This is a genomic window from Alkalihalobacillus sp. CinArs1, assembly GCF_947387515.1.
In the GTDB taxonomy this organism is placed as follows: Bacteria; Bacillota; Bacilli; order Bacillales; family Guptibacillaceae; genus Guptibacillus.
Genome location: NZ_CANDOB010000003.1, coordinates 33917 through 56799 on the forward strand (window position 1 = coordinate 33917; position 22883 = coordinate 56799).

Genomic DNA, 22883 nt, shown 5'->3' on the forward strand with positions numbered 1-22883 from the left:
TTTCCCTTTGTGGGAAGCCTCTTATATTTTATTATCGGTTAACGCCAATGTGATCTAAGAATATTTTTCCTCTTTCTGATTGATCAAATTGAAATGTTATGGAGGTAAGGGTATCTGGTTCAAACGTGTTGTTTTGTTCAATAAATGTACTCATCGGTATGTTGAACGTTTGAAGGACCGGTTCTGTAAGGGCTCCGAATCGCGCTTCTTCATAGAACTTCGTTTTTGTGTGCTGAATCGGTAGCACAGGATGCATACTCATCACATCGCTCAATTTGACACTAGCAGATTCCCCGTTTTCAGATGTGGCTGTTATTGTGAAATCCACAAAAACTTCTTCTTCTACTTCAGATACATTCGCCGCTGCAAACGTTAAGGAGCTATCTTTCTTAAACGCGTAAGGATCTTCTAACGCTTTGGTAAACGAAAGCTTGTATGAACCATTCCTAGAGTAGTCGTGATTCCATTTAAGGTAAACGCCGTGATTATCTCTCACTTTATTTCTTCTATAGTCTAATTCACCTTCATACCATTGCAATAGGCCGTTTCCTTGCAATTCAATATAAGGGGTCGAAGCTGTATTGACGTCAACATCCTCTTCGAATGTACTAAAAATATGATAAGAAGTATCTTCATATTTACTAATGTACGTTGTTGAAGGGAGCCAATCTAACGCATAGCGGTAATCTTCCAGCATAGGTCGGTAGGAGTTGTCGTTATTCAAGGTAGCTTCTAAAAATCCAGAAACGTATGTTTTTGCAATCTGCCTCTGTTCCTCTCCGCTGATCAAAGGCTGTTTGTTCAATAAAAGAGTGAATGGAAAGTAAGTATCGTTATCACCCCAAGTTGTATTAAACTGACCATGGTTAGCTCGGTCGATGTAGAGTGCAGACTTGATCACATCTTCACTACCTGTTAACTCGATGCCATTGAATTGTCGATCTCCCTCAAATTCAGACAGGTCACTATCATATGATCCATGCAGAATTAAGTAATTTACATCGTTCAATTCAATTTTTCGATCAGCTAACGTATGATAGTCAGTCGGAGCGATCGCAATAACGCTTTGTATATTGTATTGATAGTCAAACGACTTGTAGGCGTTATTTGGATAGCGATCTAAGCGATTGAACTTCGCAGCTAAAATTGCAGCCTGACCTCCTCTTGAATGACCAGTCAATGCAATTCTTTCAAAGTCCACTTTCTTATAAAATGGCGTTCCCTCTTCTTCAGAAAGCTTCTCAATTTCTTTTAGATGTTCGAGGAGAAGCCATGCTCTTCCGTTAATATCGCCCCCTAATCCACCTGACCATGATGAATTCAAAAAATTCTCGTCTACAGAGACAGTTATGAACCCTCTACTTGCAAGCAGTTCTCCTAAATAGCTATACCCTTCATCTGAGAATTCTTCCATTTTATGATTGCCATGGACGATTAAGACGAGAGGGAATTTCCCTTTATCGTCAGGCATCCATACTCTGCCGTTTAGTGGAAGGTTCGTATCAGAAAACCCCCAAAACCATTCACGTATTGAAGACCATTCTCCAATTAGTGCTGACCCATTAACAGAGGATGTTTCAATATCGACGTTCTCTCTAAACACATCTCTGTGTTTATCAGTTCCGCTTCCATATGTAAACGTCTTAATATTGTAAGGTCCTGTTAGAGACGGATTTTCACTTACTGGTGAAAAAGATTCCTGCTGAACATCTAACCGTTCTTCAACAATTCCTGGAGTGAAAAGCCAGTAGAAGAACATTCCAGTTATTAGGGTGCCAAGGGCGAGCATAAAAATAGAAGAAGGTCTCTTAAATCCATGTACCAGTGGATAACCAAATAATCCACCGATGAGTAGGCCTGCACCAGCAAGAAAATAAGCAAGTGGAAGGATGTTTTCAAAAGCTTTAAATTGATCGAGTGTATAGATGATCACTCCAACCGAAACGATTGCAGCGGATATAAAGAACACCGGTAGTTTGATGATAAACCTCATTATGAGTCTCACGATAAAGAAAGTGGCAAACGTACCTAAAACACTAAGGAGGGAGAAGATGAGTATATCGATTCCTTTACCGAGTCCAGTATGGAAATCAAAACCTATCGAAAAGATGAGGAACATCGTCATAAACAATGCACCGTAGGATGCTCCTTTCCACGTTCGACTAATAAAGGTGTTGATATGAACTTTTAATTTAGAAAGAAAAACTCCTATTTTATTTCGTTTGTTATGTACCGTGCTGCGTCTTTCGAAGTCATGCTGTTGTTCCAACGTTACCCTCCCTTTCTCGTATCATTTCTTCATTATATCAAAGACGACTTTTGTTTAAGGTCATATTTATTAGAAAAGAGGGATATGGGATGAAAAGAATTGAGGTCACAAGTTTTGTTACAGGAAAACTTAATAAAGGTAACATCGATCTTTATAGAAATAAAGTGAAAATTGGTGAACTCAATATCAAAACAGCTGTTTATCAAGTAGATGCTTCATATGTTGTTGAAGATCACCGCATCTATGTTTTAGAAAAAGAACCAGAAGACATTAAACAATTCGTGTTCGATTGTGATTTAGGCTGGTGTTAAAAATGCTGCTGGCGTTCCAGCAGTTTTTTTATGCCCACAACGATTACGTGGTAAGCTATACTGAGATAAGGAAAGATTTCATGAAGAAGAAGGGATGTTTAGATTGGAAGCAGTATGTATTATTGCGGAAAAGCCAGACCAAGGCTCAAGATTAGCCGCTCCTTATCCCTCTGAAAAAAAACAAGGATACATCTACATTAAACCTACACCTGATTTTCCGGGTGGTGCTTATGTAACGTGGGCAGTAGGACATCTCTGCGAATTAGTCCCTCCTGAAACCTATAAGTCAGAATGGAAGAAATGGTCGTTACAGACTTTACCGATGATTCCAGAGCAATTTCAATATCAAGTTACAAAAAGTAAATGGAAGCAATTCAATGTCATAAAAGACATCGTACATAGGAAAGACGTAGGATCCATTATTCATGCAGGTGATGCCGGTCGCGAAGGTGAGTTGATCGTGAGGACGATCTTGAATCAGGTTCGCAGCAAAAAACCGATGAAGCGACTATGGATATCATCTTTAACGGAAAAAGCTGTTAAAGAAGGGTTTAGAGCTTTACGGAGTGAAAGTGATACACGGAACTTGTATTTCGAAGCTTATGCACGTTCTTGCGCAGACTGGGTTGTGGGAATCAACGCATCGAGGGCATACACGCTTTTATTTAAACAGAAAGGAATCCAGGATGTCTTTTCAGCTGGAAGAGTTCAAACGCCAACTTTAGCTTTAGTTGTTAAGCGTGAAAAAGAGATCGCAAACTTCAAATCTGAACCGTTTTGGGAAGTTAAAGGGACATTCGATTACAATGGTCAAAAGGTAGTCGGAAAGTGGATAAAAGAAGATAAGACGAGAATCGATACTCCGGAGATGGCTAATGCGATCGCCTCTTTTTGTCTCAATAAACCATGCCGGGCCAGTGATGTAAAAAAAGAAAGGAAACAATATAAACCTCCTTATCTATTTCAGTTATCGTCACTCCAATCTGCAGCGAACAAGAAGTATAAGTTCTCACCGAAAAAAACACTCGATATCGCACAGAAACTTTACACAAAAGGGATGATATCGTACCCGCGAAGTGATTCGAGTTTTGTAACGACAGAGGAAGCTGCAGAATTTCCGTCAATTCTCTCTAAACTCCAGAAGCAAGACGCATATAAAGAGTTTTTTCCATTAGCAAAACAATCCATCATGAACGATAAGCGATATGTGAATGCCTCAAAAGTGAGTGATCACTACGCGATCATTCCAACGGAGCAGGTTCCTAAACTAGAAAAGCTATCTGGTGAGGAGTCAAAAATCTATGACCTTATCGCAAGAAGCTTACTCGCTGCACATGAAGATGTCGCAATCGTCGATTATACGACATTAACGACTTTAGTAGATGATCGTGCAGAATTTGTATCTAAGGGACAAGTGAAAGTTCAAGAAGGATGGCATAAGGTCATAAACTCAACGCAAAAAGACGAAGTTCTACCTCAAATCGACAAAGGGCAGGCTGGGACTGTATTATCTATGGATGTAGTAGAGGGCAAAACGCAGCCTCCAAAACGATTTACAGAGGGTCAGCTCATTACGATGATGAAAACAGCAGGAAAACATCTTGAAGATGAATCGTTAGAAAAAGTGCTTAAAGACACAGAAGGGCTTGGAACGGAAGCCACCCGTGCGGGCATAATAACGATGCTGAAAGATCGAAAATATATCGAAGTCGTCAAAAACCAGGTTTCAGCAACGGAAAAAGGAATATTACTCATCGACTCGATCGGGGAAGCAGTACTTGCAAGTCCAGAAATGACTGCAAAATGGGAGCAGAGGTTAAAAGAGATCGGAAGTGGACACGCTTCACCTCAAGCTTTCATGGAATCAGTTAAGAAGCTAGCTGCAAAATTAACAGAAGATGCGATTCGATCTTCAGAGTCATGGGATACAAAAGGAATTACAATCGAACCCTCGACAACTTCAAAGAAAGCTCTTGGAAAAAAGGTTGGAATGTGTCCACTATGTGGCGCGGATGTTATTGATAAAGGGAAATTATATGGATGTAGCGGTTATTCCAAGAACAAATGCCCATTTACGTTATCAAAACGAATCCTTGGAAAACAAGTTTCACAAGCAAATGCTAAGAAAATACTTAAAGATGGTAAATCGAATATAATAAAAGGGTTAAAAGGCAAGAAAGGATCTTTTGACGCTGCATTGGTATGGAATGCGGCTGATAAGAAACTAACTTTCGAGTTTGATAGAAAATAACATGAGCACGCTCCTTTTCGAGGGGGGGGGGCTTCAGGCTATTGATAAATTCTATAGAGGTATGTCTAAAGGAATAGGAGTGAATTGCGAACGCCCCTTTCCAATGGACGGTGAGCAACCTCACACTCGTCTCGCTTGAATCGAGAAGTCTTCCGCACCTCGTTCTCGTAAGGTTAATTATCCAAATTAAGAAGTTCATTGAATTGATATGTTTTGTAAGTATAATCGTTCGGAAAGTTTATATTGTTTGAATGTTTTTTAGTAGGAGCGAATACCTCATGACTCCCGTGGTCCAACGGGCGTTCGAGACACGAAGGGGACGGTTTTTGTCCGCTTTGATGCTCGGGCGTTCGTCCACAGGAAAGCATGAGGTATTCTTGCTCCTACGTCATTGGGATCATCATACGTCAGGTTTTCTACAAATTGAAGCACGCTCCTCATCGAGGGGCGTGCTTTTTTATTGTTTATAAAATAATTTTTAAAATATCTAAAAACCTATTGTATATATATTCTTGTTTATGTATAATCATTCAATAACAAAGATTTAAGGGAGTTGAAGTAGTGAAAGCAGGTATTGTAGGTGCAAGTGGATATAGCGGACTAGAATTGATACGAATATTGCTTCAACATCCGCACATAAAAATTGATACGATCGTATCTCCATCGAATACAGAAATGAGAGTAGAAGAAGTGTTTCCACATCTTAAAGATCTTGTCATAGAGGAGTTCGATTCCCTTCAATGTGAGGAGCTTGCCAATAAGGTAGACGTCGTCTTTTTTGCTACTCCTGCCGGTGTTAGCTCTGAGTCTATCCCAACGTTGCTCAAATTAGGTGTTCCATGTATAGATTTATCTGGAGATTTCAGATTGAAGGGTGAAGGAACATACGAAGAGTGGTATAAACATACATCACCACCAAAAGAGGTGTTAAATAAAGCCGTGTACGGTTTGCCGGAATTCTATCGTGAAGACATTTCCACAGCAGCTTTAATTGCGAACCCAGGCTGTTATCCGACTGCGACCTTACTTGGTATTCTGCCAGTCCTAAAACGAAAGTGGGGTAACCCGGCTACGTTAATCATAGATGGCAAATCAGGGTTATCTGGTGCAGGACGAAAGATTAGCCAAACAACACATTATTCTGAAGTTAACGAGAACATATCGGCTTATAAACTAGGGAAACATCAGCACATCCCAGAGATTGAACAAATTTTGTCAGATCAAATTGACATGGATAGTCGTGTTACTTTCTCAACTCATCTAATCCCATTAACGAGGGGGATGATGTGCAGTATGTACATTGATTTAACTGAATCGAAAACAACAAGTGACATCATTGAACTATATCGCTCTTATTATGACGATCATCCTTTTATCCGAATTATGCCTGAAGGAAAGTGGCCAACACCAAAAGGAGTATCTGGATCGAACTATTGCGATATTGGATTTTCAGTAGATCCTAGAACAAATCGCTTAACCGTCATTTCAGTAATCGATAACTTGATGAAAGGTGCAGCAGGGCAGGCAGTACAAAATATGAATCTACACTTCGGATTACCTGAAAAAGCAGGTTTAGAACTTACGCCTGTATTCCCATGATTCTAAATTGAAAGGATTGAAAGATGTGACGATAGCAGTTAAAGAAGAAGGGCAGTTTACTATTTTAGAAAACGGTACAGTGACTTCTCCAAAAGGATATGAAGCAGGAGGGTTTCATGCAGGATTTAAGCGAAAACGTAAAGACCTAGGATGGATAACCTCACATGTTCCAGCAGTCGCTGCAGGTGTATTCACGATGAATACCTTTCAAGCCCCTCCGCTCAAGGTTACTCAAGAAAGCCTACTTGGTGGAACCTTACAAGGGATCGTGGTCAATTCAGGGAATGCGAACGCATTTACAGGTAAGAAAGGCTTAGAAGACGCATACGAAATGAGAAAACAGTTTGCGAACATCATGAATTTGAAGGAAACAGAAACAGCCGTTACTTCTACTGGCGTTATCGGTGAATACTTGCCGATGGATGCCATTCTTAATGGAATTAATAGAATACCAGACTATAAGAATTCAACGAATGGTAACCAGTTTGCTGAGGCGATTGTTACGACTGATAAAGTTACGAAAGAAGTAGCGGTAACATGTGAGATTGATGGAAAAGAGGTCACGATCGGAGGAGCAGCCAAAGGCTCTGGAATGATCAAACCCAATATGGCGACCATGCTGGCATTTGTTACGACAGATGCAGCTGTGGAACAGAAGGCATTACAATCTGCTCTAAATGACATAACGAATCGAACCTATAATATGATCACTGTTGACGGCGAAACGAGTACGAACGACATGGTGCTCTTAATGGCGAACGGAAAAGCAGCTAACGTGCCGTTAAATAAAAACCATTCAGACTGGTCAACATTTGTTGCCGCTCTAGAATATGTCAGCCAGCAGCTAGCAAAAATGATCGCGAAGGACGGAGAGGGAGCGACTAAGTTAGTTGAAGTTCATGTGAGTGGGGCGGAAACAAAAGAAGGTGCCAAAGCGATCGCAAAATCGATCGTAGGATCTAACCTCGTCAAGACTGCAATTCATGGTGCCGATGCAAACTGGGGAAGAATCGTATGTGCGATCGGTTATAGCGGTGAAACAGTTGAGGAAGAATCACTATCCATATCGATCGGACCGATCAACGTCGTCGATCACGGAATCACAACAGCTTTCAGTGAAGAGAAAGCAAAGGAATACTTAGAAAGTGAAACGATTGAGATTCATGTCGATCTTCATAATGGGAACGAAAAAGCCGTTGCTTGGGGGTGTGACCTTTCTTATGACTACGTCAGAATCAATGCATCATACCGAACGTGAGAAAAGCTATTTTGTCATTAAATGTGGAGGCAGTGTTCTAAGTGAACTACCAGAAAGCTTTTATCATGACATCGTAAAATTAAAGGAAATCTATGGTGTTCATCCAGTCATCGTCCATGGAGGCGGTCCGGAGATCTCATTGATGCTCGAGCAAGCCTCGATCGAGACACAGTTCGTAGATGGAATGAGAGTAACTTCTGAAGAGATGGTGGATATCGTTGAAATGGTCCTAAGTGGAAAAGTAAATAAGTTACTAGTTAAAAAGATTTACCAAGCTGGTGGGAAGGCAGTAGGAATAAGCGGAGTGGACGGAGCATTGTTTCAATGTGAGATCATCGACCGAGCACTCGGTCGGGTTGGGAAAGTCAATAAGGTAGATAGGACACTGATAACCCAGCTTTCTGAAGGTGGCTATATTCCGATCGTTTCACCAATCAGTATGGACCAAGGCGGAGAAACACTAAATATCAATGGCGATGAAGCAGCATCTGCCGTAGCCAAAGCATTACGAGCCCCTATTTGCCTTGTCAGCGATATACCAGGAATTTATGAAACAGTGAACGGAGAGAACGTTGTTTATCCGTGTCTAGATGAAGAAAAAATTATGGAATTGATCGAAAGTGGCGTTATTTTCGGAGGGATGATTCCTAAAGTAAAAAGCGCATTAGCAGCGTTATCTGAGGAAGTCAGTTCTGTCATTATTTTAAATGGAAAAGAAGAGCAAGCGTTACAAAAAGCCGTCGAGAATCGCTCGATTGGCACCCGAATCGTACGGAAGGAGCTAGAGGATGTCGCATCAAACTAAAGTTACAGAAAGCCTTATGAAAACATACAATCGCCTTCCATTAACCGTAGAAAAAGGGTTCGGAAGCTACCTTTACGATACGGAGGGGAAGAAGTATCTTGATTTCACATCGGGTATTGCCACTTGTAATCTTGGCCATCAGCCTTCATTCGTAAAGAAAGCGATAGAGGAGCAGCTTAATATGCTGTGGCATTGTTCAAATCTCTACAACATCCCAAAACAAGAAGAGCTCGCAAATCTTCTTACTCAGAATAGCTGTTTTGACGAAGCGTTCTTCTGTAATAGTGGAACAGAAGCAAATGAAGCAGCGATCAAACTTGTAAGAAAGTGGAGCGGAAAAGAAGCAATCGTGACCTTTTCAAATTCCTTTCATGGTCGAACGTTAGGATCGTTATCGGCGACTGCACAACCGAAGCTTCAGCAAGGATTCGGATCCATGCTTGAAGGGTTTCATTATCTACCATTCAATGATTATGAAAGCCTCACAATGATCGAAGAGCTAAAGCCCGCCGCTGTGATGTTTGAACTCGTTCAAGGTGAAGGAGGCGTTAGACCAGCAAACAAAGATTGGATCGATCAGCTCGTTGCTACTTGTAAAAAGCATCATATCCTTCTCGTTGTGGATGAAGTCCAAACTGGTATCGGTAGGACGGGGACGCTATTTGCACATGAACAGTATGGGTTTGATCCGGACATTATCACACTTGCAAAAGGTCTAGGATCTGGATTTCCGATCGGAGCTATGTTAGCAAAATCGGAAATCGCGACGGCCTTTGGCCCAGGAACTCACGGAAGCACATTTGGTGGCAATCCATTAGCAAGCGCGGCTGGGGTTGCGACAGTGATTGAAGTGATGGACCTTTTGGAAAAAGTGAAAAGCGTTTCAGAAACTCTTATGAGTGAATTACAACCATTCACGAAATACCCGGCTGTACATGAGGTAAGAGGGAAAGGGCTGCTTCTTGGAATCGAAGTAGATCATGCAGCTTCATTCATCAAGGCACTTCGAGAAAAAGGCGTACTTGTTTTACCAGCTGGGCCGAATGTAATCAGAATTTTACCTCCATTAAATGTAAGCTGTGAAGAAATAAATGAATTTATATTCGTATTGAAGCAAGTATTTGAACTGCAAGGAGAGGATCACAAATGAAGAAAGGATATCTCGTTCTAGAAAACGGTGCTGTGTTCGAAGGCGAACTAACGAATGATGAAGGAGAGGCTTTTGGAGAAGTAGTTTTTAATACGAGTATGACTGGTTATCAAGAAATTGTTTCTGATCCTTCCTATGCAGGACAGATCATTGTTTTTTGCTATCCGCAGATCGGAAACTATGGATTAAATGAGCTGGATAGTGAAAGTGAGGGGCTCTACTTACACGGAGTCGTCACAGGTGAACAGTGTGATATCCCTAGTCATTACTTATCTAAGAACTCATTTTCAAATGGACTCGAGGAAAAAAAGATTCCTTCCCTTACCGGTGTTGATACGAGAGCTATAGTAAAGCTGCTTCGAGGACATGGGACGATGAAGGGGAAGATCACATCACAAGCTCCCAATGAGATCGAAGAAGATTGGACCTATGACAATGTGTTTGTCCCGTTCGTTTCCACTAAAGAGACAAAGCATTATCCTGCTGATGGTCCTCACGTGATTTTGATGGACTATGGATATAAGAAATCGATCTTAACATCCTTACTTGATCTAGGATGTTGTGTAACGGTTATCCCATATAACACTAGTTACGAATCCATCACTGCTCTAAAACCAGATGGCATTGTGTTAAGTAACGGACCAGGTGATCCGAAAGACTTATCAGATCAGTTCCAAACCATTAAAAAGATTAGTGAACAATACCCAACATTCGGGATCTGTCTTGGTCATCAACTTCTCGCGCTTTCACATGGTGCACAAACGAGAAAGCTTCTTTTTGGACACAGAGGTTCAAATCACCCTGTTAAGCATACAGAGACAGGGAAAGTTTATATCACTTCTCAAAACCACGGCTATGAAGTGGTAAGTGAAAGCCTTGAAAAAACCAATTTCACCGTATCGTTTACTAATATAAATGATGAAACCGTAGAAGGGTTAAAACACAACAAGCTCAGCATCCAATCGGTTCAATTCCACCCCGAAGCACATGCTGGACCTTCTGATACCGCGTTTCTGTTCAACTCATTTTTACAGCAAATTTCACAAACAGGAGAACATCACTATGCCTTTACGTAAAGAACTGAAAAAAGTCGTTATTATAGGATCTGGTCCAATCGTGATCGGTCAAGCTGCAGAATTTGATTACGCTGGCACACAGGCGTGTCTGGCACTTAAAGAAGAAGGAATCGAAGTTATTCTTATCAACAATAATCCAGCAACCATCATGACCGATTCTTCAATTGCAGATCGCGTTTATATGGAGCCAATGACACTTGAATATGTAGAAGAAGTATTGATGAAGGAACAACCCGATGGACTAATCGGAACACTAGGCGGCCAAACAGGGCTTAACCTTGCCGTTAACTTATATGAAAAAGGAATATTAGAAGAACACAATGTCGAGCTGCTTGGAACTTCAGTCGAGTCGATTCAAAATGGTGAGGATCGCGAAAGATTCAGACAGATGATGATCGACATCGGAGAGCCGGTTCCTGAATCAAAGATCGCTCTTTCAAAAGAAGACGCGTTAACGTTCGCATCGGAAATCGGTTACCCGATTATGGTGCGACCAGCCTATACACTTGGCGGTGAAGGGGGCGGTTTTGCTGCGAATGATCAGGAATTAGAAGAAATCGTGGAGAGAGGCCTATCCCTTAGCCCAATACATCAAGTGTTGATCGAGAAAAGTATGCTTGGATGGAAAGAAATCGAATATGAAGTGATGAGAGATAAAAATGATACGTGCATGATTGTCTGTAACATGGAAAACATGGATCCGGTCGGAATTCATACCGGTGATTCAATTGTCGTCGCACCTTCACAGACGCTAAACGATTATCAGTATCAAATGCTAAGAGACGTTTCGTTAAAAGTCATTCGAGCACTGGACGTGATCGGCGGTTGTAATATTCAAATCGGTTTACATCCAGAATCGAACGATTACCACATTATTGAGGTTAACCCTCGGGTGAGTCGTTCCTCAGCACTTGCATCAAAAGCAACAGGGTATCCCATCGCCCGTATGGCAGCAAAATGTGCGATCGGTTACACCTTAGATGAATTGCCAAATCCAATAACAGGGAACACGTTCGCAGCATTCGAACCCGCTCTAGATTATCTTGTCGTCAAGCTACCAAGATTTCCATTCGATAAGTTTCCTGAAGGAGATCGCGTGTTAGGTACACAAATGAAAGCAACAGGCGAAGTGATGGCAATTGATCGTAACTTTGAAGGGGCGCTCAATAAAGCGATCCGCTCACTAGAGATCGGACGTTATGCCTTAACTGGTGAACACTATCAAAACTTACAGAATGAAGAATTACTAAAGAGCTTAACAACGCCTACAGATGAAAGATTATTCCTTATTGGAGAAGCGTTCAAAAGAGGGCTGAGCATTGAAGAGGTAAGAAACCACACGTCGATCGACACATGGTTCCTCGTAAAAATTAAAAAGGTCGTCGATACAGAATTGAAATTGAAACAAACGACTGAACCGTATACAGAGCTGCTTGTTCAATCGAAGAAGCTAAATATTAGCGATGAGTTTATTGCTGAGGCGATCGGTAAAACAATCGATATCGTGCGTACTCAGTGTAAAAAAGTAGGAATCGAGCGAGGAATGAAGCAGGTGGATACTTGTGCAGGTGAGTTTGAAGCCGTCACACCGTATTTCTACTCAACGTACCTTGGAAAAGATGAAGCGGAGAATCAGCCTGATGCATCCATTCTTATTCTTGGGTCAGGTCCAATCCGAATCGGTCAAGGAGTCGAATTCGATTATTGCTCTGTGCATGCCACTCTCGCAGTTAAAAAATTCGGTTACCGCGCTGTCGTTATGAACAACAACCCAGAAACTGTGAGCACAGATTACTCTATTGCTGATCGTTTATACTTTGAACCACTTGCAATCGAAGATGTGCTAGCTGTTATTGAGAAAGAAAACATTGTGGGAGTAGCTGTTCAGTTCGGCGGTCAAACAGCAGTCAACCTTGCGGAGGAACTGCATGAAAGAGGTATTCCAGTCCTCGGTACGCCTGTTGAGAACATTAATAAAGTGGAAGACAGAGATCAGTTTTATAAGCTTTTGGATTCCTTAACCATTCCTTATGTTGAAGGGAAAATGGCATATGACCCTGAAGAAATGGAACAGTTAGCAGCTGATTTAACGTTCCCAATCATCGTTAGACCTTCCTACGTAATCGGTGGACAGAATATGTTTATTTTTAGAACGATGGATGAACTGAAGCGATATACGAAAAAACTTGGCTCAAGTTCAAAGAAAATGTGGCCGTTTCTATTAGATCGATTCGTTGAAGGCACGGAGTGTGAAGTAGACGTCATTTGTAATGGCGAAGAGATCGCGATTCCAGGTATTATGGAGCACCTTGAACGTGCCGGCGTTCACTCTGGAGATAGTACCGCTATCTATCCACCAATCTCGTTAACGGATGAACAAAAACAAGTAATCACCACCTATTCAGAAAAGCTATCGAAGGCACTTCAATGCAGTGGACTCATGAACATTCAATTTGTCATTAGCGAAGATACTATCTACGTGTTGGAAATCAATCCACGAGCTTCGAGAACGGTGCCGTTAATGAGCAAAGTGACGAATGTTCCAATCGTTGAATGGGCGATCGAAGCGCAGTTAAACAACGGAAGTAAGCTTCCTGAACAAGGATTATTGAAAGAACAGCCGTATTACACCGTTAAGTTTCCAATATTCTCAAACGGTAAGTTAAAAAACGTGGATCATGTGCTAGGGCCTGAGATGAAATCAACTGGAGAAGTGCTCTCTGTCGCTTCAACGGTTACGGAAGCACTGAGTAAGGCGATTATCCCTACAGTTAAATCTAGCCTTCCAAAAGCAGTTCTATGTTCAATCAATAACGAAACGAAAGACGCCGCTCTTCTGCTACTTGATGAGCTCACAAAAAAAGGCGTCACATTATATGCAACTCCTGGTACACATAACTTTCTAGTGAGCGAAGGCGTTCAGTCTATAGAAGTTGAGAAGAATCTAACAGCGATTGAACAACTGATCAGCAAGGAGGTTGAAGCAATTATTTCGATTCCAACTATCGGACGTGAGAAAAATCGCTTAGGTTTCCAAATCAGAGCGTTAGGTACACGTTACAAGATTCCATGCTTCACACACTTAGACACACTTCAATTGATTACGTTAGGCGAACAACAGAAAACAAGCGTTACATCTATTCAAGAATGGCACGATCTTAAGCAAGTTACACAATAGGAAGGATGAGAATATGATTCAAACATATGAACAGAAAATTGAAGAAAGCTTAAAAGGAAAAGATTTCTTAACGATCAATGAGTTATCAACTGAAGAACTATTATATATCCTAAAAGTCGCAGAAGAATTAAAAGACTTACAAAAACAAGGCATTCCACATGAAGAGCTAAAAGGAAAGGTCCTTGGGATGATTTTCGAAAAGTCTTCAACGAGAACTCGCGTCTCATTTGAGGTAGCGATGCTGCAACTAGGAGGGCACGCCCTCTTTCTAAGTTCAAAAGATATTCAGCTAGGGCGAGGGGAGTCAGTTGTTGATACAGCGAATGTGTTAGCTGGCTATCTCGATGGCGTGATGATTCGAACGTATGCACACGATACGATTGAACAGTTCGCAGAAGCATCCGAGATTCCGGTAATTAACGGACTCACAGACCTCCATCATCCAGCTCAAATCCTAGCAGACCTTCTTACGATTGTAGAGAAGAAAGGGTACTTAAAAGGCCTAAAAGCAGCTTATTTTGGAGATGGAAACAACGTTGCACACTCTTTAATTGAAGGAGCAGCAAAAGTAGGAATGCATTTTACAATCGCATGTCCAGAGGGATATGAACCAGATGAAACGATCTTGTCGCAAGCGAAAGAAACTGCACAAGAAACAGGTTCTATTATTGAAGTGACGACAGATCCAGAAGTCGCGATCCAAAATGCTGATGTGATCATAACCGATGTATGGGCGAGTATGGGGCAAGAATCTGAACAAGAAGAACGTGAAGGTGTGTTCGAACCTTATCAAGTGAATGAAGAGCTATGTATAAAAGCGAATGAAAATTACATCTTTATGCACTGTCTTCCAGCACACCGCGGAGAAGAGGTTACAACAGGCGTTATAGACGGTCCACATTCCGTTGTATACCAGGAAGCAGAAAATCGTCTGCATGCCCAAAAAGCACTTTTAAAAATTTTATTAAAAAATTGATTTTTTTTGATGCAATTTGAATAAATATACGTTAGTATATATATTAATACAGAGATAGGGAGTGGATCACATGAGTAAAGAGAAACTGATTCTTGCTTATTCCGGAGGGCTAGATACCTCAATTTCAATCAAATGGCTTCAAGAGAAATACGACTATGAAGTGATTGCTCTTGGACTTGATGTTGGTGAAGGTAAAGATCTAGAAACCATTAGAGAAAAAGCGCTGAACGTTGGCGCTTCGAAAGCATATATGATCGAAGGTAAAGAATTACTTGCAGAAGAATATCTGCTACCAGCACTAAAAGCAAACGCACTATATGAAGGGAAATACCCGCTGTCTTCCGCTCTTTCACGTCCTTTAATTTCGAAACTTCTTGTAGAAGTAGCAGAAAAAGAAGGCGCAACAGCCGTCGCACACGGATGTACTGGAAAAGGAAATGACCAGGTGCGTTTCGAAGTTTCCATTCAAGCGCTGAACCCGAACCTAAAAGTGATTGCTCCAGTTCGTGAATGGGGCATGACACGTGATGAACAGATTGCCTATGCAGAAGAAAAAGGGATTCCGGTTCCTGTAAAGCTAGATAACCCGTTTTCAATCGATGCGAATATCTGGGGTCGTGCATGTGAGGCTGGAGTACTTGAAGATCCTTGGGCGGAAGCACCTGAAGCAGCATTTGATTGGACGGCACCACTCGAAATGACGCCTGATAAACCTGAATACATCGAAATCGACTTTGAAGAAGGCCGCCCAGTCGCATTGAATGGTGAGCAATTAGGGTTCGTCGACTTGATCGAAAAACTAAACATCATCGGTGGAAAGCATGGAATCGGCCGTATCGATCACATCGAAAATCGTCTTGTTGGGATCAAATCAAGAGAGGTGTACGAAAACCCAGGTGCATTGATCTTGATCAACGCTCATAAAGAGCTAGAGTTCTTAACACACACACGTGAAGTATCTCAGTTCAAAACAACGATCGATCAACAAATGTCGAAGCTGATTTACGACGGTTTATGGTATTCACCGCTTCGTCAAGCGCTAGAAGGCTTCATTAACGAAACGCAAAAAGTAGTGAGTGGGAAAATACGTATCAAACTACACAAAGGAACGAATACAGTCGTTGGACGTAAATCAGAGAACTCCCTTTACAACGAACAGTTAGCTACTTATCTTAAGGGAGACATGTTCGATCATGAAGCAGCGGTAGGATTTATTAAGTTGTGGGGCTTACCAACGAAAGTAAACGCTGAAGTTCACAAAAAGCAAAAGCAAAAAGTCCATCAATAAGGAGATGTTAGTGTGTCTAAGTTATGGGGAGGACGCTTTACCAAACAAACCAATAAACTCGTTGAAGAATATACAGCTTCCATTCAATTTGATAAGGAACTAGCAGAAGAAGATATCGAAGGCAGCCTAGCCCATGTTCAAATGCTTTCAGAGTGCGGTGTGATTACAGAGGGCGATATGAAAGAGATTAAGCGCGGTTTATCGATCGTCCTCGAAAAAATTCAGTCTGGCCAATTTGAATATGATGTTTCTCATGAAGATATTCATATGAATATCGAGAAAGCTTTAATCGATGAGATTGGACCTGTAGGTGGGAAACTTCATACGGGTAGAAGCAGAAATGATCAAGTTGCAACAGATATGCATATGTATCTTGTGAAAAAAGTGAAGCAGTTTATTAAGCATATTGAGCTTGTTCAAGAAGCCATCATCACCCAGGCTGAAGAGCATGTGGAAACCGTATTGCCGGGGTATACGCACCTGCAGCGTGCACAGCCGGTTTCATTTGCTCATCACATTCTCGCGTACTTTTGGATGTTCGAACGGGATAAAGAACGATTTCAGGATAGCTTGAAGCGTGCGAATATGCTGCCCCTCGGAGCTGGAGCTCTTGCTGGAACGACTTTTCCAATCGATCGACAGCGTTCCGCTGAGCTTCTCGGTTTCGATGCTGTTTATCCAAACAGTATGGATGCTGTCAGTGATCGCGACTTTATTCTGGAATTCTTATCGAATGCCTCCATGCTTATGATGCACATGTCTCGCTTATCAGAAGAATTGGTGATTTGGAGCAGCCAGGAATTTCAGTTCATCGAACTCGATGATTCTTTCTGTACAGGGTCCAGCATCATGCCGCAAAAGAAAAATCCGGATGTTCCGGAATTGCTAAGAGCAAAGACAGGTCGCGTCTACGGAAATCTATTCAGTCTTCTTACCGTCTTAAAAGGACTGCCGCTTGCTTATAACAAAGACATGCAAGAAGACAAAGAAGGAATGTTTGATACAGCGAAAACGCTAGATGGCGCACTTCAGCTTCTCGCACCGATGATCGCGACCATGACAGTGAAGAAAGAAAACATGAAACAAGCAGTTAATGAAGATTATTCGAATGCAACCGATATAGCCGATTACCTTGTTAACAAAGGGATGACATTTAGAGAGTCACATGAAATGATCGGAAAAATCGTTCTCCATTGTATTCAGCAAAACAAGTACCTGCTGGATCTTAGTCTTGATGAGTACAAAGAGTTTACAGACTTATTTAGTGAAGATGTTTTTGAAGTCTTAAAACCATATAACGTGATGAGTGCAAGAAAAAGCTATGGTGGTACATCTCCAGAGCAAATCGTTCAACAGCTGGGCTTAGCAAAAAAACACCTAAGTGTTGAAGAACCCATCACATAAAGAAAGGGCCCTACCCTTATGGATAAGACCCTCTTGAAGAAGGAAGGTTAGCTTTTGCTAATAAAGCGATGGGGTAAAACGGTAATTGTCTTTTGGAGACACCTCTTTCTAATGAAAGTAGTTAGAGCCTTGTTTTCCCAACAGAGTTGTTCAACGCGACCATCTCCCTAGATAAGTTAGCCGTAATTCCTTTTGCACTTTTAACTTCCCTCTTCAAAATATATGATGCACACATTGTTGGTTTTATATACAATCCATTTCAACTTTTTTAATTTTATTTCAGAATAGAGTAAGGTACGCGAGAGATACTATTCATGAAAGTTGGAAAGGAGGAGATTTCTTTTGGGAAGAGGGAAAGCATTCGACCATAAGAAGAAAGGCATGCAGCGAAAACGTCCTCAGCACGCAGATGAAACAGCATTTCCTAATGAAGCCTCTACCGGTCACAAAACGGTTAAAAATGAAGAGCGTGAAGAATAATCCCTGCCCTTGCAGGGGTTTTTTTCGTGTTGAGCTAAACGGAGTAATCCCTTACACTTATTATAAGAAAAAAATGTAAAAGGGGGATTATCTTTGGAATCGATCGGTTTAGTATTAGAAGGCGGCGGTATGAGGGGTGTATATACTGCTGGCGTACTCGAATACTTCATGGAGAACGAGCTTTATTTTCCTTATGTGATCGGTGTTTCTGCCGGAGCTTGTAACGCAGCATCTTATCTCTCAAGGCAGCCAGGGAGGAATAGAAAGGTCACCATCGACTATGTGAATCACCCTGAATATCTGTCTTATAAAAATTTAATAAGAAAGAAACAGCTTTTTGGAATGGATTTGATTTTTAATGACATACCAACTGAACATGTACCGTTTGATTTCGACACCTTCGCATCCACTACTGAGAAATTTATAGTTGGTACGACCGATACATACACTGGTGAACCCGTTTATTTTCAAAATGAAAAAGCACCTGATCAGCTCCTTTCGATTTTAAGAGCTTCTAGTTCATTACCTTTTATGGCTCCTCCAGTGAGAGTACAGGATAAACTATTGTTGGACGGTGGAATTGCAGATCCAATACCGATCTTTAAATCTGAACGTGATGGTAATCATTTGAATGTCGTCGTACTAACACGGAATGCAGGGTATCGAAAGAAACGGTCCAAGTTCTCGTGGGTCATCAAACGACTGTATAAAAGAAATCCGAAGCTTGCCTTAGCCATCAATTCTAGGTATGAACGATACAATCGAACACTCGAGCATATTGAGTCAAATCCCGAACACTATTATGTCATCCAACCATCTACACCGTTAGCAGTGGATCGTATCGAACGTTCAAAAGAAAGGTTATCCCTTCTGTATGATCAAGGATATGAAGATGCGAAACAGCATCATGCAGCACTTCAAAAATGGATCGCTAGACCATTACACGCTGGAATTACTAGTATCTAAGCATACTCAAGACGTCCTTAAGGTTTTGAAATGTTTATTCCTGGGAATGTATCCTCCATCAAGACGTAGGAGGTATTGCAATTGAAACGGTATCAGCTATATATAAACGGAGAATTTACGAATAGTAAAAGTGAAGAAACGATCGATGTCATCAACCCAGCGACGGAAGAAACCATTTCACAAATTCAGCTTGGGGATGAAAAGGATATCGAACGTGCCATTTCGGCTGCAAAAGCATCTCAAAAAGAGTGGGAAGCGAAAACCTCGATTGAACGAGCCGATTACTTATATAAAATTGCAGATAAAATAGAAGAAGCTAAAGATTCGTTTATCACGATGCTCACTGAAGAAAACGGAAAGACGGTAGACGCTTCGAAAGCTGAAGTAGAGCTTACGATCGATTATTTTAGATACATGGCAGGATGGGCGAGAAGATATGAAGGAGAAGTACTTCCTAGCGACCGCCCGAATGAGAACATCATGGTCTTCAAAAAGCCAATTGGCGTTGTTGGGGGAATCGTACCATGGAATTTTCCGATGTTCATCTTCGCTAGAAAAGTAGCTCCAGCTTTTGTAACCGGGTGCCCGATCATTATTAAACCTAGTCAGTATACTCCAAACACTGCATGTGAACTCACTTCAATCATCCATGAAGTCGGTTTACCAAAAGGAGTCTTCAACCTCGTGACTGGTAAAGGATCTGATATTGGAAATCCGCTCGCATCTTCACCTGATGTTGCGATGATCAGTTTAACCGGGAGTTATCCAGCAGGATCAAAAGTGATGGAGGCAGCAGCTAAAAATATCACGAAAGTCAACCTGGAACTCGGAGGAAAAGCTCCTGCAATCGTTACAAAGCATGCGAATATCGATTTAGCAGTTGAGAAAATCACGACTTCTAGAATTACGAATAACGGCCAGGCTTGTACGAATGCTGAACGGGTATATGTCCACGAAGACGTTGCAGATGAATTTATTGAAAAAATCACTCAGTCCTTTAAAGATACAAAGGTAGGCAACTCTTTGGATGAAGAAGGATGCGATATCGGTCCATTGGTTAACAAAGAACAGCTTGAATCAGTTGAGAAAATGGTGAACAATGCTGTTGAAGCAGGTGCAGTAGTGAAAACGGGTGGAAAGAGAATAGACCGAGAGAAAGGCTATTATTTTGAACCAACCGTGTTAACGGACGTTTCTCAAGATATGGAAATCATTCAAGAGGAAATTTTCGGTCCTGTCCTACCAATCGTAATCTACAGCGATTTCGATTATGTTCTTGAAGCGGCTAACGATACACGCTACGGTCTTTCATCTTCTATCTTCAGTGATAATATTCATGAAGTGATGAGAGCTTCTAATGAGCTTAAGTATGGTGAAACGTACGTTAATCGTGAAAACTTTGAAGCTGTTCAAGGGTTCCACGCAGGCATGGGGCAATCTGGAATCGGTGGTGCGGATGGAAAACATGGTCTAAACGAGTACCTTAAGACGCATGTCATTTACATGGAATACGATCCAAATACGAAATAACAGAAGACCGGAGACTTTCTCCGGTTTTTTGTTATTAACGAATCATTTGAAGGATAGATAACAGAGCGCTTATAATATAGGTGTAAAGTCATTAATGAAAAGAGGGAGAATATGATCGATTCTCGTATTAAGAAATTAGCAGAAAATCTTGTTCACTATTCTACAAGAATTGAAAAAGGTGAGCATGTTTTAATCGAAGCATTTAATATCGATAATTCACTTGTTCGGAGCTTAGTAAAAGAGGTACATAAAGCAGGCGGCTTTCCACACGTGAACCTTCGAGACAATCAGATTATACGTGAACTATTATTAGATGCGACCGAGGAGCAAATCGAGGCTTGGACTACACATGATCTTCGCCAGATGGAAGGCATGGATGCTTATATCGGTATTCGCGGCGCGGACAACATCAATGAGTTTGCTGATGTACCTGAAGCAAAAATGGCATTGTTTAATCAGGTATATAAAACAAAGGTTCATAGTAATCAACGAGTTAAACATACGAAGTGGGTTGTAATGAGATATCCTAACCCATCTATGGCTCAGCTCTCTAGTATGAGTACAGAAGCATTTGAAGATTATTATTTTAATGTTTGTACGATGGATTACGCGAAGATGAATGAAGCGATGGATGCACTTGTGGACCGAATGAATCGTGCAGATTCTGTAAGAATCGTTTCACCTGATACGAATTTAAGCTTTTCCATCAAAGATATACCAGCAATTAAATGTGCAGGGCAACTGAATATCCCTGATGGAGAAGTATTTACCGCCCCTGTCGTGGATAGTGTTAATGGCGTGATCACGTACAATACACCATCTCCATACAATGGGTTCGTTTTCGAAAATGTTCAGCTAACGTTTGAAAATGGAAAGATTATCGATGCGACAGCGAACGATACAGAACGATTGAACAGCATACTCGATACTGATGAAGGTGCTAGGTATATCGGTGAATTCGCAATCGGAGTTAACCCGTATATTCGCGAGCCGATGAAAGATATCTTGTTCGATGAAAAGATCGACGGATCGTTCCACTTTACTCCAGGGCAATCTTATGACGAAGCACCAAACGGAAATGATTCAGCAGTTCACTGGGACATGGTGCTGATTCAAAGACCTGAATATGGTGGAGGAGAAATTTGGTTTGATGATGAATTGATAAGAAAAGATGGTAAGTTTGTACCAGACTATCTCAATGGATTAAATCCTGAAAATTTAAAGTAAGATAAGGAAGCGCATCTACGGATGCGCTTTTTTACGTACAAATGACCAATCACATTCCTGGTAGTTTGAATATAAATAAACAAATCTACTTAAGAGGAAGTGCCTTTAATGGAAATACATTGTGATGGATGTACAAAGGAGATGAGAGACTGGGAGACCATTCATATGGTGAAATTCGATAAGTGGTATGTTGGTCATTTTAACTGCTTATTGAATTTGAAAAAGAAACTTAATTTAAACAGACCGATTAAATGGGATAAATTAGAAGGAACAAAAGATAATCAAAAAGGAACGGATGGAAAAACGCAATCATAATGATTCGATTTGTATTTTATAGAGTATCATTATGACTAAAAAAGCTGTCGAGGATTCCTCGGCAGCTTAAGTTTGTAGATTTCTGATCTTTACTCTCCATTTTCACTTAAATAATTGTTAGCTTTTTCAGCATGTATGGCGAAAGTTAACGGGTTCTTCTTTATGTATCCAGCTTTTTTCAAGTCTCCTATTGTGGCACTGACAGTTTCTCTAGTAGAACCGATCATCGTAGCCATGTCGTAATGTGTAAGCTTGATCTCGATCGTTTGCCATTCGTTCTTACGCTTTCCAAATTTCTCACTAAGTTTTAATAGTAAAGACAACACCCGATATTTTACACTTCTGAGTGCAATGTTTTCACTCATTTCATAAATTTCTTTTAAGCGTGAAGACAGTATTTCAATGAATTTTATGGCGAGCTTGGGGTTTTCTGAGAGCAAAGTTTCAAATTGTTCTTTTCCGATAATACATAAATAAACGTCTGTCATCGCTTCAACATAAACAGAATCATCACTTAGTGAGAAACTAGAGGTTTCTCCAAAAATGTTGCCATCTCCAAGAATATCGACCGTTAATTGTTTTCCGCTATCATTGGAGCGATACAAACGTACATTTCCTTGTTTCAATAAAAATAACGCTTTCATCGGCTTTGTAGGTCCTACGATGATGGTTCCTTTTTTAACTGGCTTCATATCGCTAACACGATCGATCTGTACTAAATCATTCATTTCCATTTCATCAAATAAGTTTATCTGGGAAAGCATCGTCAATTTATCCATAAGATCACCTTCAGTTCTTAA

General features: G+C 41.0%; 18 protein-coding genes. 16 read left to right on the forward strand and 2 right to left on the reverse strand.

The annotated features are described in order from the left end of the window. Positions 1-31 precede the first annotated feature (31 nt). Positions 32-2269: a poly(ethylene terephthalate) hydrolase family protein gene (locus tag PFZ69_RS16000; RefSeq protein WP_270182105.1), complete on the reverse strand. Its 2238-nt coding sequence runs from the start codon at positions 2267-2269 to the stop codon at positions 32-34. Positions 2270-2358: 89 nt separating this feature from the next. Here PFZ69_RS16000 and PFZ69_RS16005 point away from each other — a divergent pair, with 89 nt between their 5' ends. The 16 genes from PFZ69_RS16005 (at position 2359) to PFZ69_RS16080 (ending at position 22083) form a co-directional block, all read left to right on the forward strand. Then, positions 2359-2580 (forward strand): DUF2553 family protein, encoded by a 222-nt coding sequence (locus PFZ69_RS16005; protein WP_270182106.1) that lies wholly within the window; start codon positions 2359-2361, stop codon positions 2578-2580. Between the two features lie 94 nt (positions 2581-2674). Next, entirely contained in the window at positions 2675-4831 is a 2157-nt protein-coding gene (locus PFZ69_RS16010; RefSeq protein ID WP_442865191.1) for a DNA topoisomerase III, read from the forward strand. 561 nt (positions 4832-5392) lie between these two features. Then, on the forward strand, positions 5393-6430 hold the full coding sequence (gene argC, locus PFZ69_RS16015; RefSeq protein ID WP_270182108.1) for an N-acetyl-gamma-glutamyl-phosphate reductase: 1038 nt from the start codon (positions 5393-5395) through the stop codon (positions 6428-6430). A gap of 25 nt (positions 6431-6455) precedes the next feature. Then, positions 6456-7688, forward strand: coding sequence for a bifunctional glutamate N-acetyltransferase/amino-acid acetyltransferase ArgJ (gene argJ / locus PFZ69_RS16020; protein WP_442865192.1), 1233 nt, complete (start codon positions 6456-6458; stop codon positions 7686-7688). Further along, positions 7651-8493, forward strand: coding sequence for an acetylglutamate kinase (argB, locus tag PFZ69_RS16025; protein ID WP_270182109.1), 843 nt, complete (start codon positions 7651-7653; stop codon positions 8491-8493). Before argJ ends, argB begins: the two co-directional genes overlap by 38 nt. Next, a complete protein-coding gene (locus PFZ69_RS16030) occupies positions 8477-9643 on the forward strand; it encodes an acetylornithine transaminase (RefSeq protein WP_270182110.1) in 1167 nt (388 codons plus the stop codon). The genes argB and PFZ69_RS16030 overlap by 17 nt, the downstream gene beginning before the upstream one ends. Beyond that, positions 9640-10719, forward strand: a complete 1080-nt coding sequence (locus PFZ69_RS16035) for a carbamoyl phosphate synthase small subunit (RefSeq protein WP_270182111.1) — start codon at positions 9640-9642, stop codon at positions 10717-10719. Before PFZ69_RS16030 ends, PFZ69_RS16035 begins: the two co-directional genes overlap by 4 nt. Next, positions 10706-13897 carry a carbamoyl-phosphate synthase (glutamine-hydrolyzing) large subunit gene (gene carB, locus PFZ69_RS16040; RefSeq protein WP_270182112.1) on the forward strand — a complete coding sequence of 1064 codons (3192 nt, stop codon included), beginning with the start codon at positions 10706-10708 and terminating at the stop codon, positions 13895-13897. The genes PFZ69_RS16035 and carB overlap by 14 nt, the downstream gene beginning before the upstream one ends. A 13-nt stretch (positions 13898-13910) precedes the next feature. Further along, positions 13911-14873 (forward strand): ornithine carbamoyltransferase, encoded by a 963-nt coding sequence (argF, locus tag PFZ69_RS16045; RefSeq protein WP_270182113.1) that lies wholly within the window; start codon positions 13911-13913, stop codon positions 14871-14873. A 70-nt stretch (positions 14874-14943) separates the two neighbouring features. Then, a complete protein-coding gene (locus PFZ69_RS16050; RefSeq protein ID WP_270182114.1) occupies positions 14944-16161 on the forward strand; it encodes an argininosuccinate synthase in 1218 nt (405 codons plus the stop codon). 12 nt (positions 16162-16173) lie between these two features. Continuing rightward, on the forward strand, positions 16174-17565 hold the full coding sequence (argH, locus tag PFZ69_RS16055) for an argininosuccinate lyase (RefSeq protein ID WP_270182115.1): 1392 nt from the start codon (positions 16174-16176) through the stop codon (positions 17563-17565). A gap of 342 nt (positions 17566-17907) precedes the next feature. Continuing rightward, entirely contained in the window at positions 17908-18045 is a 138-nt protein-coding gene (locus PFZ69_RS16060) for a hypothetical protein (RefSeq protein ID WP_270182116.1), read from the forward strand. 93 nt (positions 18046-18138) lie between these two features. Further along, complete coding sequence (locus tag PFZ69_RS16065) at positions 18139-19011, forward strand: patatin-like phospholipase family protein (protein WP_270182117.1); 873 nt, start codon at positions 18139-18141, stop codon at positions 19009-19011. Between the two features lie 81 nt (positions 19012-19092). Next, positions 19093-20541 carry an aldehyde dehydrogenase gene (gene aldA, locus PFZ69_RS16070; protein WP_270182118.1) on the forward strand — a complete coding sequence of 483 codons (1449 nt, stop codon included), beginning with the start codon at positions 19093-19095 and terminating at the stop codon, positions 20539-20541. Positions 20542-20652: 111 nt separating this feature from the next. After that, entirely contained in the window at positions 20653-21768 is a 1116-nt protein-coding gene (locus tag PFZ69_RS16075; protein ID WP_270182119.1) for an aminopeptidase, read from the forward strand. A 108-nt stretch (positions 21769-21876) separates the two neighbouring features. Then, on the forward strand, positions 21877-22083 hold the full coding sequence (locus tag PFZ69_RS16080; RefSeq protein ID WP_224882559.1) for a hypothetical protein: 207 nt from the start codon (positions 21877-21879) through the stop codon (positions 22081-22083). Positions 22084-22172: 89 nt separating this feature from the next. On the opposite strand, the gene PFZ69_RS16085 is transcribed toward PFZ69_RS16080, so the two are convergent. Further along, on the reverse strand, positions 22173-22862 hold the full coding sequence (locus PFZ69_RS16085) for a Crp/Fnr family transcriptional regulator (RefSeq protein ID WP_270182120.1): 690 nt from the start codon (positions 22860-22862) through the stop codon (positions 22173-22175). Between the last annotated feature and the right edge of the window lie 21 nt (positions 22863-22883).

Excerpts from the sequence above, each read along its gene's own strand:
- PFZ69_RS16005 (WP_270182106.1), top strand. The coding sequence starts at position 2,359 with ATGAAAAGAATTGAGGTCACAAGTTTTGTTACAGGAAAACTTAATAAA.
- PFZ69_RS16010 (WP_442865191.1), top strand. The coding sequence starts at position 2,675 with ATGTTTAGATTGGAAGCAGTATGTATTATTGCGGAAAAGCCAGACCAA.
- argB (WP_270182109.1), top strand. The coding sequence starts at position 7,651 with ATGACTACGTCAGAATCAATGCATCATACCGAACGTGAGAAAAGCTAT.
- PFZ69_RS16030 (WP_270182110.1), top strand. The coding sequence starts at position 8,477 with ATGTCGCATCAAACTAAAGTTACAGAAAGCCTTATGAAAACATACAAT.
- PFZ69_RS16035 (WP_270182111.1), top strand. The coding sequence starts at position 9,640 with ATGAAGAAAGGATATCTCGTTCTAGAAAACGGTGCTGTGTTCGAAGGC.
- carB (WP_270182112.1), top strand. The coding sequence starts at position 10,706 with ATGCCTTTACGTAAAGAACTGAAAAAAGTCGTTATTATAGGATCTGGT.
- argF (WP_270182113.1), top strand. The coding sequence starts at position 13,911 with ATGATTCAAACATATGAACAGAAAATTGAAGAAAGCTTAAAAGGAAAA.
- PFZ69_RS16050 (WP_270182114.1), top strand. The coding sequence starts at position 14,944 with ATGAGTAAAGAGAAACTGATTCTTGCTTATTCCGGAGGGCTAGATACC.
- PFZ69_RS16075 (WP_270182119.1), top strand. The coding sequence starts at position 20,653 with ATGATCGATTCTCGTATTAAGAAATTAGCAGAAAATCTTGTTCACTAT.
- PFZ69_RS16080 (WP_224882559.1), top strand. The coding sequence starts at position 21,877 with ATGGAAATACATTGTGATGGATGTACAAAGGAGATGAGAGACTGGGAG.
- PFZ69_RS16085 (WP_270182120.1), bottom strand. The coding sequence starts at position 22,862 with ATGGATAAATTGACGATGCTTTCCCAGATAAACTTATTTGATGAAATG.